The 14,479-nt window shown below is 70.7% G+C and carries 15 protein-coding genes; 9 read left to right on the top strand and 6 right to left on the bottom strand.

What is annotated here, in order from left to right; translation table 11 throughout:
• Nucleotides 1-16: 16 nt before the first annotated feature.
• The 4 genes from CTJ15_RS04955 to CTJ15_RS04970 all read left to right on the top strand — a co-directional run bounded on the left by CTJ15_RS04955 (nt 17) and on the right by CTJ15_RS04970 (nt 3,542).
• Nucleotides 17-1,930: an ABC transporter ATP-binding protein/permease gene (locus CTJ15_RS04955; protein ID WP_075822944.1), complete on the top strand. Its 1,914-nt coding sequence runs from the start codon at nt 17-19 to the stop codon at nt 1,928-1,930.
• Between the two features lie 39 nt (nt 1,931-1,969).
• Nucleotides 1,970-2,233, top strand: a complete 264-nt coding sequence (locus tag CTJ15_RS04960; RefSeq protein WP_019460734.1) for a hypothetical protein — start codon at nt 1,970-1,972, stop codon at nt 2,231-2,233.
• A gap of 128 nt (nt 2,234-2,361) precedes the next feature.
• On the top strand, nt 2,362-2,658 hold the full coding sequence (gene rpmB / locus CTJ15_RS04965) for a 50S ribosomal protein L28 (RefSeq protein ID WP_019460735.1): 297 nt from the start codon (nt 2,362-2,364) through the stop codon (nt 2,656-2,658).
• A gap of 44 nt (nt 2,659-2,702) precedes the next feature.
• Nucleotides 2,703-3,542, top strand: coding sequence for a sensor histidine kinase KdpD (locus CTJ15_RS04970; RefSeq protein WP_075822943.1), 840 nt, complete (start codon nt 2,703-2,705; stop codon nt 3,540-3,542).
• A 12-nt stretch (nt 3,543-3,554) separates the two neighbouring features.
• Here the strand turns inward: CTJ15_RS04970 and CTJ15_RS04975 are convergent, their stop codons facing one another.
• The 4 genes from CTJ15_RS04975 to CTJ15_RS04990 form a co-directional block, all read right to left on the bottom strand.
• Complete coding sequence (locus CTJ15_RS04975; protein ID WP_171979133.1) at nt 3,555-4,526, bottom strand: esterase-like activity of phytase family protein; 972 nt, start codon at nt 4,524-4,526, stop codon at nt 3,555-3,557.
• 5 nt (nt 4,527-4,531) lie between these two features.
• Nucleotides 4,532-6,406: a cobaltochelatase subunit CobT gene (cobT, locus tag CTJ15_RS04980; RefSeq protein ID WP_051004787.1), complete on the bottom strand. Its 1,875-nt coding sequence runs from the start codon at nt 6,404-6,406 to the stop codon at nt 4,532-4,534.
• 70 nt (nt 6,407-6,476) lie between these two features.
• Nucleotides 6,477-7,463, bottom strand: a complete 987-nt coding sequence (gene cobS / locus CTJ15_RS04985) for a cobaltochelatase subunit CobS (protein WP_019460739.1) — start codon at nt 7,461-7,463, stop codon at nt 6,477-6,479.
• A gap of 40 nt (nt 7,464-7,503) precedes the next feature.
• The gene (locus CTJ15_RS04990; protein ID WP_099781270.1) at nt 7,504-8,124 is read right to left on the bottom strand and encodes a J domain-containing protein; all 621 of its coding nucleotides are present in this window, start codon (nt 8,122-8,124) and stop codon (nt 7,504-7,506) included.
• A 60-nt stretch (nt 8,125-8,184) separates the two neighbouring features.
• Between CTJ15_RS04990 and CTJ15_RS04995 the strand changes: the two genes are divergently transcribed.
• On the top strand, nt 8,185-8,481 hold the full coding sequence (locus CTJ15_RS04995) for a BolA family transcriptional regulator (protein ID WP_019460741.1): 297 nt from the start codon (nt 8,185-8,187) through the stop codon (nt 8,479-8,481).
• Nucleotides 8,482-8,798: 317 nt separating this feature from the next.
• Nucleotides 8,799-9,962 carry an acyltransferase gene (locus CTJ15_RS05000; RefSeq protein ID WP_255414123.1) on the top strand — a complete coding sequence of 388 codons (1,164 nt, stop codon included), beginning with the start codon at nt 8,799-8,801 and terminating at the stop codon, nt 9,960-9,962.
• 55 nt (nt 9,963-10,017) lie between these two features.
• Here the strand turns inward: CTJ15_RS05000 and CTJ15_RS05005 are convergent, their stop codons facing one another.
• Entirely contained in the window at nt 10,018-10,557 is a 540-nt protein-coding gene (locus CTJ15_RS05005; RefSeq protein WP_099781272.1) for a DUF2889 domain-containing protein, read from the bottom strand.
• Between the two features lie 126 nt (nt 10,558-10,683).
• Nucleotides 10,684-12,516, bottom strand: coding sequence for a 3-dehydroquinate synthase (aroB, locus tag CTJ15_RS05010; protein ID WP_226946047.1), 1,833 nt, complete (start codon nt 12,514-12,516; stop codon nt 10,684-10,686).
• A 36-nt stretch (nt 12,517-12,552) separates the two neighbouring features.
• Here aroB and CTJ15_RS24250 point away from each other — a divergent pair, with 36 nt between their 5' ends.
• The 3 genes from CTJ15_RS24250 to CTJ15_RS05020 all read left to right on the top strand — a co-directional run bounded on the left by CTJ15_RS24250 (nt 12,553) and on the right by CTJ15_RS05020 (nt 14,448).
• On the top strand, nt 12,553-12,699 hold the full coding sequence (locus tag CTJ15_RS24250) for a hypothetical protein (protein ID WP_019463257.1): 147 nt from the start codon (nt 12,553-12,555) through the stop codon (nt 12,697-12,699).
• A 30-nt stretch (nt 12,700-12,729) separates the two neighbouring features.
• Nucleotides 12,730-13,662, top strand: a complete 933-nt coding sequence (locus tag CTJ15_RS05015) for a tyrosine recombinase (RefSeq protein WP_099781273.1) — start codon at nt 12,730-12,732, stop codon at nt 13,660-13,662.
• 75 nt (nt 13,663-13,737) lie between these two features.
• A complete protein-coding gene (locus tag CTJ15_RS05020) occupies nt 13,738-14,448 on the top strand; it encodes a phosphatase PAP2 family protein (RefSeq protein ID WP_019463255.1) in 711 nt (236 codons plus the stop codon).
• Nucleotides 14,449-14,479: the final 31 nt, after the last annotated feature.

The raw sequence follows: 14,479 nt of genomic DNA on the forward strand, positions 1-14,479 counted from the left end.
GCGAGACTTCCGACTGATGGCCGAATCACTCCCCGCCCGCATGGGCGGCAACCACTTCCAGACGCTGCGCAACCTCGCCCCCTATCTCTGGCCCCGCAACGAGACCGGCCTGCGGGTCCGGGTGGTGCTGGCGCTGGCCTTCCTGGTCTGCGCCAAGGTGGCCAATGTCTATGTGCCCATGGCCTATGCGCGGGCGGTGGACGCGCTGACCCCCCATGCGACCGCGGCCGGCGGCGTGGCGGCCGTCGCGGCGGTGCCGGTGGCCCTGGTGCTGGGCTACGGGCTGCTGCGGGTGGCGAGCTCCCTCTTCGCCGAACTGCGCGACGCCATCTTCGTGAAGGTGCAGGCCCGCGCGGCTCGGCGCATCGCCTTGCAGGTCTTCCAGCACCTGCACGCGCTCAGCCTGCGCTTCCACCTGGACCGCCAGACCGGCGGGCTGTCGCGGGTGATCGAGCGGGGGACGCGGGGGATCAACTTCGTCCTCGACTTCATGCTGTTCAACATCATCCCCACGATCTTCGAGATCCTGCTGGTCGCGGCGATCCTGTGGAAGATGTTCTCCTTCGCCTTCGCGGCCGTCACGCTGGGCACGATCGGCATCTACATCGTCTTCACCCTCGCCTTCACGAACTGGCGGCTGCGCTTCCGCCGGGCGATGAACGAGATGGACCAGGATGCCAACACCAAGGCGGTGGACAGCCTGCTGAACTACGAGACGGTGAAGTATTTCGGCAACGAGCGGCACGAGGAGCGGCGCTACGACGCCTCGCTCGCGCGCTACGAGGGCGCCTACACCCGCTCCGAGACCACGCTGAACATGCTGAACGCCGGCCAAGCGGCGATCATCGCCGTGGGGCTGACCACGGTGATGCTGATGGCGGCCAGCCGCGTCGCGGCCGGCAGCATGACGGTGGGCGACTTCGTGCTGGTGAACACCTACCTGATCCAGCTCTACCTGCCGCTGAACATGCTGGGCTTCGTGTACCGCGAGGTGAAGCAGGGGCTGGTGGACATGGACGCCATGTTCACCCTGATGCGGGAGGAGCGCGAGGTGGCCGATCGCCCCGGCGCCCCGGCCCTGGCGGCGGGGCAGGGCGAGGTGCGGTTCGAGGACGTGCATTTCGGCTACCGCCCGGACCGGGAGATCCTGAAGGGCGTCTCCTTCACCGTGCCGCCGGGGCGGACCCTGGCCATCGTCGGGCCGACAGGGGCGGGCAAGTCCACCATCTCCCGCCTGTTGTTCCGCTTCTACGACGCCTCCTCCGGCCGGGTGCTGCTGGACGGGCAGGACATCCGCGACGTGACGCAGGAATCCCTGCGTGCCGCCATCGGCGTGGTGCCGCAGGACACGGTGCTGTTCAACGACACCATCCGCTACAACATCGCCTATGGCCGCCCCGGTGCCACGCAGGAGGAGGTCGAGCAGGCGGCGCGGCTCGCCCAGGTGCATGACTTCGTGCTGCGCCTGCCCGACGGCTACGACACGCGGGTCGGCGAGCGGGGGCTGAAGCTCTCGGGCGGCGAGAAGCAGCGCGTGGCCATCGCCCGCACCATCCTGAAGGACCCGCGCGTGCTGATCCTGGACGAGGCCACCAGCGCCCTCGACACCCGCACCGAGAGCGAGATCCAGTCCGCCCTGCGCGGCGTGGCGCAGGGGAGGACGACGCTGGTGATCGCGCACCGGCTTTCCACCGTGGTGGATGCCGACGAGATCATCGTGCTGCAGGACGGGCGCATCGCCGAGCGGGGCAGCCATGCGCGGCTGCTGTCCGAGGACGGCCTCTATGCCGCCATGTGGCGCCGCCAGTCCGAGGCGGTGGCCGCCGCCGAGGCCGCAGCCGCGGCGGACCTGGACGCGGACCGGGGGCCGGAGGCCGCCCGCCGCCGGCACGGGGCGGCCGAAGGGGCTTCCGCTCCGGCCACGGCATGACCATGTTGCGCCCGACCGCAGAACTGAGGAGAGCCCCTGATGGCGTCTGACAACCCGGGGAACAACAAGCTCGACGAAATGGCCCCGGAGGATCTGAGCCATGCCGGCTCCATCGTGGACAAGGCCATCGAGTACATGACGGAGCAGAACATCGCGCCGATCTCGGTCGCCTCGGCCCTGCTGGGCGGCGCGCTGGGGCTGATGGCGCGCTCGATGGAGGACAAGGCCATCGCCCGCGTGCTGCGCAGCGCCCTCGAATCGGTGGAGCGCGGCGAGCTGGAGAGCATGCGCGGCTCCCATTGAAGAACGCGGGAAGGACAGTCGGCGACCTTGCCTGGATTGTTCTTCCCAGGAACAAAACTTGACGACGCGGGCTCGGTGGGCCATAGGGCCGCCCTTCCCGCGCGTTCGCGAATTCGAGGTTCAACGACATGTCCCGCCGCTGCGACATCACCGGCAAGGGCGTGCTGACCGGCAACAACGTCAGCCACGCCAACAACAAGTCCCGCCGCCGTTACCTGCCCAACCTGCAGCAGGCGTCGTTCTTCTCCGATGTGCTCGGCACGGCGGTGCAGATGCGCCTGACCACCAATGGCATCCGCACGGTGGAGCACAATGGCGGTCTCGACTCCTTCCTGCTCGGCACGCCCGACCGGAAGCTCGGCACCGAGGCCCTGACCCTGAAGCGCCGCATCGAGCGCGCCCAGGTCAAGAAGCAGGCAGCCTGATCTTTACGGGCATTTAACCGTTTCCCCCCTATAATGGCGGGGAAATGGCTTACGTCCCGATTCTGACGCTCCTCGCCCTCGCGGCCGTTCTGGCTGCGGTGGGCCTGGGGCTTCTTGCCCTGAGGCAGTCCCGCCGGGCCCGCACCGCCGAGGCCCGGTTGTCCGCCGAGCAGGATGCCCTGGCGGCCCAGCGCCGCCACCTGGGCATCCTGGCCCGAGAGCTGACCCGGCCCGGGCTGGAACTACTGACCCTGTCCGAGCGGCTGGCGCAGCACCCGGACCTCACCGTCTCCACCTCCCTCTACCTCCAGACCATCGGCCGGCTTCGCAGTGGCGCCGCGCACCTGCTCAACCTCGCCGACGAGACGGGCGACAGCCTCGCGGAGCATCAGGCCGCGCAGGGGCAGGGCCGGCATCTGGCCGAGGAACCCTTGCGGCTGGGCGAAGTGTTCCAGGAAGCCCTGGCGGAGGTGCGGCGCCCCATGGGGGAGGGGATGCGCCTGTGGCGGATCGATCCGGAGGTCGAGAACATCGTCCTGCTCGGTGACCGGCGGGCGCTCGGCCGGGTGCTGTTCCAGGTCCTGGCCCGGGCGGTACGGGACACCGGCATGGGCGACTGCATCGCCATCCATGTCCGGCACCAGCCGGGCCGCTTCGCTCTGGTGGTCGAGGACGAGGGCCATGGCGCCGCCGTGGGCGACCTCGGCGACACGATGGTCACGCGCGCCGGGACGCGTGGGCTGGAACTGGGCCTTGCGACCTCGCGGGACCTCCTGCACGCGCATGGCGGCGACCTGGTGGTCGAGGCCATGAGCGGCATCGGTAGCCGGGTCTGGATGACGCTGCCGGAACACCGCCTGCTCGCCCCCGACACCGGCGCCTGACGGAAACGCCCGTCAGAGGCGGATCACCATCAGAAGTGTCCGCTGGATGGCCAACCCGTTGTCGTCCGAGATGAGCGCGGCCAGCCGTTGCCCCCGGTGGTGGAAGACGCTGACCCCTTCCCAGTTGTCGGTGGGCAGGGGATCGGCCAGATCCAGCAACGCGTCGCCCTCCAGCACGCTGCCGGCCCCGGCCCGGGCCAGGCGTCCGGCCGGGATGTGGCAAAGCCGCCCGCGCAGCCCGTCCAGCCAGGAGAAATGCCGCTCCAGCACCAGCGCGCCGCCATCCGGCAGCGGACAGGCATCCGAAGGGTCGAAGCCCGGCGCGGGGCGGTAGGCCAGGGCCTGCCAGCCTCCGGGGCCGCCGATCCAGGCATGGCGCAGCGCGCCGGCCTCGTCCGCATGGTACTTCTCGGCGATGGCCAGCCAGCGCCCGTCCGCCAGCACGGCGAGGCTTTCCAGCCCTCCGTTCAGCGGCGCTTCCTCCAGCCTCGGTGGCGCCCTGACCGGCTCGGCCGGGCCGTTCAGGTCGCGGTAGCGCCAGATCCGGTGCCAGCGCTCGAAGCCCACCAGCCAGGAGCCGTCGGGCAGGCGCGCCAGGCTTTCCGCATCGGCCGAGAAGGGCACGGGCAGGGCCCGCCAGCGCGCGTCGTGCAGGCGCCCGGCGCGCGGCGCTTCCAGCCGCAGCGGCACGCCCCGCTCATCCAGCACAAGGCGCGCGTGGCACCAGGCGCCACGGTCGCCGATCGCGGTCAGGTGCAGGTCGTCGGAGATGTGCAGGCCGGACAGGCCCTCTCCCCCCAGGCGCCGGGCATCAAGCTCCAGCACGCCCAGCACGCGCTCCGCCCCGAAGGGCGGATTGCCCTCCGGTGGCGGCAGCGGGCGCGACAAAGGGCGGTCGGTTTCCGGCTGCAACGCCAGGGCACAGCCGCCCAGCCCCGCCACGGCCGCCAGCAGCCCGCCCCCGAGCAGGCGACGCCGGTGCAAGCCCGTCAGATCAGGGCGGGGGAACGCTCGGCGGCAGCGCGCTGGTAGGCGGCCGCGGCATCCTCGTCGAAGAGCTCGGCCAGCTTCTGCATCATGGTGCCGCCCAGCTCCTCGGCATCCACGATGGTCACGGCGCGGCGGTAGTAGCGGGTGACGTCATGGCCGATGCCGATGGCCACCAGCTCCACGATGTCACGGCCCTCGATGTCGGCGATCACCTTGCGCAGGTGCCGCTCCAGGTAGTTGCCCGGATTCACCGAAAGAGTGCTGTCATCCACCGGCGCGCCGTCGCTGATCACCATCAGGATGCGGCGGTGCTCGGCGCGGGAAAGCATGCGCCGATAGGCCCAGTCCAGCGCCTCGCCGTCGATGTTCTCCTTCAGCAGCCCCTCGCGCAGCATCAGCCCGAGATTCTTGCGCGCCCGGCGCCAGGGCTCGTCCGCCGCCTTGTACACGACATGGCGCAGGTCGTTCAGCCGGCCGGGATTGCGCGGCTTGCCGTCCTGCACCCAGCGCTCGCGCGACTGGCCGCCCTTCCAGGCGCGGGTGGTGAAGCCCAGGATCTCGGTCTTCACCGCGCAGCGCTCCAGCGTGCGGGCCAGGATGTCGCAGCACATGGCGGCCACGGTGATCGGGCGGCCACGCATGGAGCCGGAATTGTCGATCAGCAGGGTGACGACCGTGTCGCGGAAATCCGCCTCCCGCTCCCGCTTGTAGGACAGGGAATAGGTCGGGTTGGAGATGACGCGGGCCAGCCGCGCCACGTCCAGCATCCCTTCCTCCAGGTCGAACTCCCAGGCGCGCTGCTGCTGCGCCATCAGGCGGCGCTGGAGGCGGTTGGCCAGCTTGGAGACCACGCCCTGCAGGTGGGAAAGCTGCTGGTCGAGCTGCTGCCGCAGCCGGGCCAGCTCCTCCGGGTCGCAAAGGTCGTCGGCGCCGACCTCCTCGTCGAACCTCTTGGTATAGGCGCGGTACACCGAGGCGTCGTCGGAGGCGGGGACCTCCTTGCGCTGCTGCGGCCCGCCCGGGCGGTCCTCGCCCTCCGCGGCGGAACCGTCCTCCTCCTCGCCCTCGCCCTCATCCTCGGCGGCCTCGCCCTGGGCCTGCTCGGGCTGGGCGCCGAGCATGCTCTCGGCATCCTCGGACTGGGCCTCGCCCTCGCCGGAATTGTCCTGGACCTGGGAGGAGTCGGCGCCCTGGTCGCCCTGCTGCTCCTCGTCCTCGCTGCTCTCGGCCTCCACCTCGGCCTCGGCGAGGTCGAGCGCGGTCAGCAGCTTGCGGGCGGCGCGGGCGAAGGCGTCCTGGTCCTCGGTGCTGCCCGCCATCTCGTCGAGCGCGGCCTCGGCCCGCTCGCCCAGCGTGTCGCGCCACAGGTCGAGGACGCGGCGGGCGGGCTCGGGCACCGGCTCGCCGGACAGCTTCTCCCGCGCCAGCAGGCCCAGCGCCACCGGCAGGGGCAGCTGGTCCTTGCGGGTCATCCGGTCATAGCCCTCGGCCTCGGCCTGCTCGGTCAGCCTCGCCTGGAGGTTGGCGGCCACGCCCGGCATCGCCCGGCTGCCCACCGCCTCGACCCGCGCCTGCTCCAGCGTGTCGAAGACCTCCTTCGCGTCGCGGCGCGCGGGCAGGCGGGCGGCGTGGGTGGTCTCGTCGTGGTAGCGCAGCTTCAGCGCCACGGCATCGGCGGCACCGCGCAGCCGCGCCATCTCGGCGGGCGGCAGGGCACGGGTCGGCAGCGGCAGGCGGGCGCGCTTGCCGGTCAGGCCGGAGGGGCCGGGCTGGAAGGCCACCTGCACGTCATCGGTGCGGGCGATGGCGCGGACCGCGCCGGCGGTGGCCCGCTTGAATTCCTCCTGGCGGGACAGATCCTTGGAATTGCTCACCGACACCTCTCCCACCGGCCGCAGTCATCCCGTGGGGCGGCAGCGCCCGGCGCGCCGCCCCGCCTTTCCGTCAGGCCTTGACGTAGAGGCCCGTCGGGATCTCCTCGTTGAAGCAGCGCTGGTAGTATTCCGCCACCGTGGCGCGCTCCGCCTCGTCGCACTTGTTGAGGAAGGAGAGGCGGAAGGCGAAGCCGACATCGCCGAAGATCTTGGCGTTCTCGGCCCAGGTGATGACCGTGCGCGGCGACATGACGGTGGAAATGTCGCCGGCGATGAAGCCCGCGCGCGTCAGGTCGGCGAGGCTGACCATCGCCTCGATCTGCTTGCGGCCCTTCGGGTCGGTCACGCCCATCTTGGCGGAGACGATGTCGGTCTCCTGCTTGTGCGGCAGGTAGTTCAGCGTCGCCACGATGTTCCAGCGGTCCATCTGGCCCTGGTTGATCTGCTGCGTGCCGTGATACAGGCCGGTCGTGTCGCCCAGGCCCACCGTGTTGGCGGTGGCGAAGATGCGGAAGCCCGGATGCGGGCGGATCACGCGGTTCTGGTCCAGCAGGGTGAGCTTGCCCTCGACCTCCAGCACGCGTTGGATCACGAACATCACGTCGGGGCGGCCCGCGTCGTACTCGTCGAACACGATGGCGCAGGGGCGCTGCAAGGCCCAGGGAAGGATGCCTTCCTTGAACTCGGTGACCTGCTTGCCGTCCTTCAGGACGATGGCGTCCTTGCCCACCAGGTCGATGCGGCTGATGTGGCTGTCCAGGTTCACGCGGATGCAGGGCCAGTTCAGCCGGGCCGCCACCTGCTCCACATGGGTGGATTTGCCGGTGCCGTGATAGCCCTGGATCATCACGCGGCGGTTGAAGGCGAAGCCGGCCAGGATCGCGAGCGTCGTGTCCTTGTCGAAGCGGTAGGTCGGGTCGCGCTCCGGCACGTGCTCGGTCGGGTTCGAGAAAGCCGGGACCTCGAGGTCCGTGTCGATCCCGAAGACCTCGCGCACCTTGACCCGCGCGTCGGGCATGTCGGGACGGCTGTCGGGCAAGGTGGCGATGGTGTCCATCGGGGGGTTCCCGCTTCTCAGTGTCAGTGTGGCAAGGGCCTCAGGCGGCGACGCTGGTCGCCTGGGCCCCCAGGGTGGCGAGCCGCTTGCGCAGCAGGCTGTAGGCGCGGTTCACGTCCTTCAGACGTTCCTCGGCCGACTTGTCGCCGCCGTTGGTGTCCGGATGATAACGCTTGGCGAGCTCTTTCCAACGCTCGCGCAGCGCATCTTCCTCGAGCGGCCAGCCGAGGCCCAGCACGTCGAGCGCGGCACGGAGCTCAGCTGGGGCCTTGGTCGCCGATTTTCGAGGGGTGGGCTTGGCGTCGGCGAAGAGGCCGAGCGGGTCCTTGAGCTGCGAGGGATCGAACTTGCCCTGCATGCCGAGGCGGCCAAGAGGCCAGGTCGGGCGCTGCCAGCCGGAATCCTCCTTGAGATGGACTTCGATCTCCTCCGGCGTCATTCCCTTGTAGAAGTCCCACGCCTGATTGTAGGCGCGGACATGTTCCAGGCAGAAATGATAATAGTCGCGCAGGCGGGACCGGTCGCGAGGGGCGCGAAACTCCCCGGCCGCCTCGCAGCCTGGGAAATCGCAACGGCGGAAGCTGCTGCTTCCGGGTGAGAGCGGGGTGTGTGTCGTGCCGCGTCGGGCCATGGTGTCCCCCTTATGGGCGTCCGGCGCCATGCGGGCAAGGCAGTATCCTACGCTTCACAAACATCGGTAACGCATGGAAAAAGCGGTTGCATGATCCCAGAGCATCCTCATTCTGCGGGCGCGCGCGCCGCCCGCCTGCACGCCGCCCTGGCCGCCGCCTTTCCGGGCGCCGAGGTCACGGTGCGTGACGACAGCCATCACCACGCCGGCCATTCCGGCGCCCGGCCGGGGGGCGAGACGCATTATGCCGTCCGGGTGGTCTGGGCGGGATTCCAGGGGCAATCCCGGGTGGCCCGGCAACGTGCCGTGAACGCCACGCTGGCGGGGGAATTCGCCGGTGGTCTGCATGCCCTCGCCATCGAGGCCAGGGCGCCGGGCGAGGGCTGAGGGTATAGGCCGCGAAGGGGAATTGCAGGGAAGGGGCCGGGGGGAGCCGGCCCGCTTCCAAAACATTTCACGACCGGGTCTGAGCAGCTTTCTTGCTTTCTCGTTTGCCGCTGTGCGAACGTCTCATGATATGGATGTAATTTCATTTTAAGGTGCATTGGCCGCCAAGTCTTGCCGGATGGGTTGTACACCCCTCCGCCGGCGCCTCTCTGCTGACTGATTGAGGGAGATCAGGACGAATGCCTTCCAGGCGCTACCATGAGCTGGACGTCGTACGAGGTCTCGCCGCTTTCATTGTGCTTCTTCACCATGTCTGGATGTCGTTTCCACAGGCATTCCATGTGCCACCGCTGACCGGGGCATCCGGCCTCGCCGACTATCTTTTCTTCGCGCTGAAATACACGCCGGCACGGTTCCTCGTGGCCGGGCCCGGCTGCGTCGCGGTGTTTTTCGTGCTGAGCGGCTTCGTCCTTTCCGCATCCTTCGAGAACGGGCGCGGCATCTCGTATGGGCAGTATGTGGTGAAGCGGCTTTGCCGGATCTACCTGCCCTTTGCCGCCGCGGTGCTGGTGGCGGCCGGTTTCTATGCCGCGACCTACAAGGGCGCCATTCCCGGCATGAGCGACTGGCTGAACACGACCTCCTGGTCCATGCCGCTCACGCCGGACCTGGTCCTCGGCCATTTCGCGGCCTATGGCATGGAGCCCTATCACGATCTGAACGCCCCGATGTGGAGCCTGATCGTCGAACTGCGGGCCTCGCTGATCTTCCCGCTGGTCTTCCTGCTGGTGAGGAGCCGCAGCCTCTGGGCACCGCTGCTGGCCCTGGGCCTCTACATGGCGGCGGCGGGCTTCATGAGCCGGGACGGCCAGACCCTGCCCATGACCCCGCTGGGCAGCCTCGCCTTCCTGTTCCAGTGGATGCCGCTCTTCTTCCTGGGCTCGGCGCTCTGGTTCCAGCGCGAAAGGCTGGAACGGTTCTTCTCCGGCCTGCCCGCCGTGGCGCGGCTGGGGCTGGTGGCCATGGCGCTGCTGCTGCTGGGCATGCCGGCCTGGGGGCCGGTCTCCACCACGAGCATGGCGATGAAGCTGGTCTGGATGCTGGGCATGGGCTTCTCCGCCACGGTGATCATCACCGCCGCGATCAGCACCGCCCTGTTCCACCGCCTGGCGGCCATCCGGCCGCTGCGCCGGCTCGGGGAGATCTCCTACAGCCTCTATCTCTTCCACCAGATCGTCATCCTGGCCCTGGCGCATGGCCTGGTGGGAATCGTGCCGCCCGGCCTCGCGGTGCTGCTGGCGATCCCCGTTTCGCTGGTGGTGGCGGAACTCGGCTACCGGCTGGTGGAGACGCCCAGCATGCGGCTGGGCCAGCGGCTGACCCGCGGCGCCCCCCGGCCCGCTGCGGAGGCCCGGCCGGCACTGGAACCGGTCAGCGTGACAGAGGAACTCGGCGCCGTCATGGCGGCCGAGCGCCGGTAGGACAAGATCCGGCGCGGCCAGGAAGCGTCCGGGAGCAACGAGCCGCGCCGGCGTGTCAGCCTTTCCGCCGCCGCACCACGGGGCTGTCGGGCGCATAGGCATGGCAGGTGCCGAGGATCGCCGGCGACAGGGGCGGCTCGCCCTCGCCGGCCTGCCGGCGCCGGCGGGTGCGGGCCGAGTGGAGGGTCTGGTAGGCGACGGTGGCCATCTGCGCCAGGAGTTCGCGCAGATGGGTGCAGCCCTCGGTGCCGCCGACCCGCTCCTTCACGGCACGGTTGAAGCCGGGGCCGATGCGGATTCCGGCCAGCCGGGCGAAGTTCGGCGCGATGTCCGGGCAGATCGAATAGGGCGAACTGTCCGTCGCCGCCTCGCAGGACAGGATCAGCAGCTCGGCATCCACCGTCAGCCGGATCCACATGTCGTGCAGGGCCTCGCCCGGCATGAGGGTGCCGCGGTCCAGGTTGGGCAGCGGATAGGCCTTGGTGTCGGTCAGGCGGGCCTCGATGTCGAAGGACCCGTCCTCGCGCTCATAGCCGCGCAGGGTGATGTCGCGGCTGTGCTGGAGGGTGCGCGCCTCGGGCTGGGAAAGGGGCATGGGACGAGCCTAGCCCGCGATCGCCGGCGGCGGAATCGCCCGCAGCGTGAGGGTGCCATACTTCCGGCAGCAGGGAGGGCGCGATCCCTGGACGGGCCGGGGGCTCCCAGGGGCGCGGGGAACGCCTCAGCCGGTGGCGCCGTCCTCCCGCAGCAGGGCCGCCACCACATCCTCTGGCACGTCGCCCGTGGTGAAGACGTCGCCCGGCTCGCGGATCAGCACGAAGCGGAGCGCGCCGTCGCGCACCTTCTTGTCCTTGCGCATCCGGCCCAGTAGCGCCTCCACGGTGAAGCGCCGCTCCAGGTCACGGATCGAGGCGGGCAGGCCCACGGCGCGCAGATGCGCCACCACGCGCCCGGGCAGGGCCGGGTCGCAATGGCCGAGCCGGGCGGAGAGCTTCGCCGCCAGGGCCAGGCCGATCGCCACCCCCTCGCCATGCAGCAGGCTGCCGTCATAGCCGCACTCGGCTTCCACCGCATGGCCGAAGGTATGGCCGAGATTCAGCAGCGCCCGGCCGCCCTCGGCGGATTCCTCGCGTTCGTCGGCGGCCACCACGGCGGATTTCAGGCGGCAGGATTCCAGCACCGCGTGGCGCAGCGCCGCCGGGTCCCCGGCCATGGCCGCCGGCCCCTGCGCCTCGCACCAGTCCCAGAGCGGCCCTTGCAGCAGCCCGTGCTTGGCGACCTCCGCCCAGCCGGCGCGCAGCTCGCGCGGGGGCAGGGAGGCGAGGGTGCCGATATCCGCCAGGACCATGCGTGGCTGGTGAAAGGCGCCGGCGAGGTTCTTGCCGGCGCGCAGGTTGATCCCGGTCTTGCCGCCGACCGAGGAGTCCACCTGGGCCAGCAGGGTCGTCGGCACCTGCACGAAAGGCAGGCCGCGCAGGGCAACGGCAGCCGCGAAGCCGGCCAGGTCGCCCACCACGCCGCCGCCCAGGGCGATCACGGTCGTCTTGCGGTCGATCCCGGCGCCGAGCAGCGCGTCCAGCACGGCTTCGAGCGAGGCCATGCTCTTGGAGGCCTCGCCGGGCGGCACGGCGATCTCGGCGCGGATCTCGAAGCCCGCATCCTCCAGCCCGGCCCGCAGCCGGGCGCCGTGCAGGGCCGCCACCGCCGCGTCGGACACCACGGCCACGCGGCGCGCCGGCAGCACCGGGGCCAGCAGCCCCCCGGCGCGTTCGAGCAGGTGCCCGCCGATGGCGACCTCGTAGCTGCGCGCGCCCAGCGTGACCGGCAGGCGGGACGGCGCCTCATGGGCATGGAGCGCCGTTTCGACATCGGCGGTCGTCATGTCAGGGGTCTCATCGGTGCAATCCACCACGATATCGGCTTCCGCATAATAAGGATGGCGCACCTGCATGAGCCCGCGCAGGACCTCGGCCGCGTCGCGCCCGACGAACATGGGGCGATGGTCCCGCCCGGCCACCCGTCGCACCAGGGCGGGCAGAGAGCAGCGCAGCCAGACGGCGACGGCGCCGGAGGCACGCACCGCGGCGCGCGTGCGCGGATCGTTGAAGGCGCCGCCGCCCGTCGCCAGCACCACCGGCGGGCCGGCCAGGATGCGGGCGATCACCCGCCGCTCGCCGTCGCGGAAATGCGCTTCGCCATAGCGGGCGAAGATCTCGGAGACGGGCAGGCCGGCCGCGGCCTCGATCTCGGCATCGGTGTCGAGGAAGGGACAGCCGAGCCGCGCCGCGAGTCGCCGGCCGATCGAGGACTTCCCGGCGCCCGGCAGCCCGACCAGGACGATGCTGCGGGTCGCGGCGGATGCCATCCGCTCCACGGACACGGAATCCGGGCCCGGGGTCCTTTCCCCCTGGATATGCCCCGCCTTGCTCTCCGCCCGGGTCCTTTCCGGAGCCGGCCCGGCCTCCGCCGGCGGGGCGGCGGGGCCACGGTTTCGCTCCGAATGCGGATCGGCGAGGATGTCCAGGTTGCGCGACACGATGCCCAAGGCTAGCACGGCTTCGCCCGCACGCGAGGGACCACGCGCAACTCCATGTTTCGTCGCCCACTGACCCTGATCATTCTTGTCATCATCGCACTGCTCGCCGTGGGCCTGCTCGTCATTGGTGCCTTTCCGCCCGATGTGAGTCCACAGCCGGTGGAGCGGACCATCCCGGCAGAGCGCTTCGGCACGCGCTGAGGGCGTCGCCGGGCGGCCCTCCTGCACGCCATGGATGCCCGTGTCGAGGCCTTTCTGGAGATGCTGGCGGCCGAACGCGGCGCCGCCCGCAACACCCTGGCCGCCTACGAGGCGGACCTGACGGATGTGGCGGGATGGCTGCGCCGGAAGGGCGGATCGCTGGAAAGCGCCACGCCCGAGGCCTTGCGCGGCTATCTTTCCGGCCTTTCGGGCGCCGGGCTTTCGGCGCGCACCGTCGCCCGGCGGCTTTCGGCGCTGCGCCAGTTCTTCCGCTTCCTGGCCCGCGAGGGAATGCGGCGCGATGACCCGACCGCGCTGCTCGACACGCCGCGCCTGCCGCAATCCCTGCCCAAGGCCTTGCGGGAGGAGGAGGTGGAGGCGCTGATCGCCGGGGCCTCCCGCCTGCCGGGGCGCAGCGGCCTGCTGGCCGTGGCGGTCTCCGAGCTGCTCTACGGCTCCGGCCTGCGGGCCAGCGAACTGGTCGCCCTGCCGGCGGCGGCGCTGCGCGACACGGCGCCGCTGATCGCCATCCGGGGCAAGGGCGGGCGGGAGCGGCTGATCCCGATCAGCGCCCGGGCGCGGCAGGCCCTGGCCGATCTGGTCCCGAAGTCGGCCCCGGAGGAGGGGAAGGGCCGGCCGGGCGCGCGCTGGCTCTTTCCCTCTCGCGCCGCGGCGGGGCATCTGACGCGGCAGCGTCTGAACCAGTTGCTGCATGCGGCGGCGCGGGAGGCCGGGCTGGACCCGGCGCGGGCGACGCCGCATGTGCTGCGCCACTCCTTTGCCACGCACCTGCTGAACCGGGGGGCGGATCTGCGCTCGCTGCAGGTGCTGCTCGGCCATGCCGATATCGCGACCACGCAGATCTACACCAAGGTGCTGGAGGAGCGGCTGCGGGCGGTGATGGAACTGCACCACCCGCTCTCCGACGCCGCCGTGCCGGCGGGTGAACGCGACGCCGGCTGAGCCGTTGCTGCCCTGGCGGGGGCGAAGGGAGAACCGGGGCACCTCGCCAGGGCAAGGGCGGGAAGGAGGACACGCATGACCCGATTCGAGCGGCGCGACGCCATGCCCGAACTGCCGGGGCTGCTCGGCCTGCTATTGGTGGCGGGCGGGCTGCTTGGCTTCGTGGCGCTGGCGGCGCTGGTGCATGGTGACAGCCTGGAGGGCTTCGACCGTCACATGCTGCTCCTGCTGCGGGACCCGGCCGACCTGGAGCATCCGATCGGTCCCCGCTGGTTGCCGGCGATCGCCCAGGACGTGACGGCCCTGGGCAGCAACGTGATCCTGGTTTCCGTGAGCCTCGTGGTGCTGGGCGGCCTGCTGCTGGAGCGCAAGCGCGGCGCGGCCCTGCTGACCGCGGTGTCCATCCTGGGCGGCACCGTGCTGTCCCTGCTGGTGAAGCTGGCCTTCGAGCGGCCACGGCCGGATGTGGTGCCACATATGGTGGAGGTCTTCACCGCCAGCTTCCCCAGCGGCCATGCCATGCTTTCGGCCGTCACCTACCTGACCCTGGGGGCGCTGATGACGCGCATCCAGGCCGGGCCGCGGCTGAAGCTCTATGTGATGGCCGTCGCGGTGGCGGTGACGCTGCTGGTGGGTGCCAGCCGGATCTACCTGGGGGTGCACTGGCCGACCGACGTGCTGGCCGGCTGGTGCCTGGGCGCGGCCTGGGCCCTTTCGTGCTGGCTGGTGGCGCTCCGCCTGCAACGGCGCGGCCAGGTCGAGAAGCCGGACGAGGCAGGCCGCTGACGGGCACGCCGCCGCCGCGCATTGGGCCTTG

Source organism: Roseomonas sp. FDAARGOS_362 (assembly GCF_002754815.1).
GTDB lineage: Bacteria > Pseudomonadota > Alphaproteobacteria > Acetobacterales > Acetobacteraceae > Roseomonas > Roseomonas mucosa.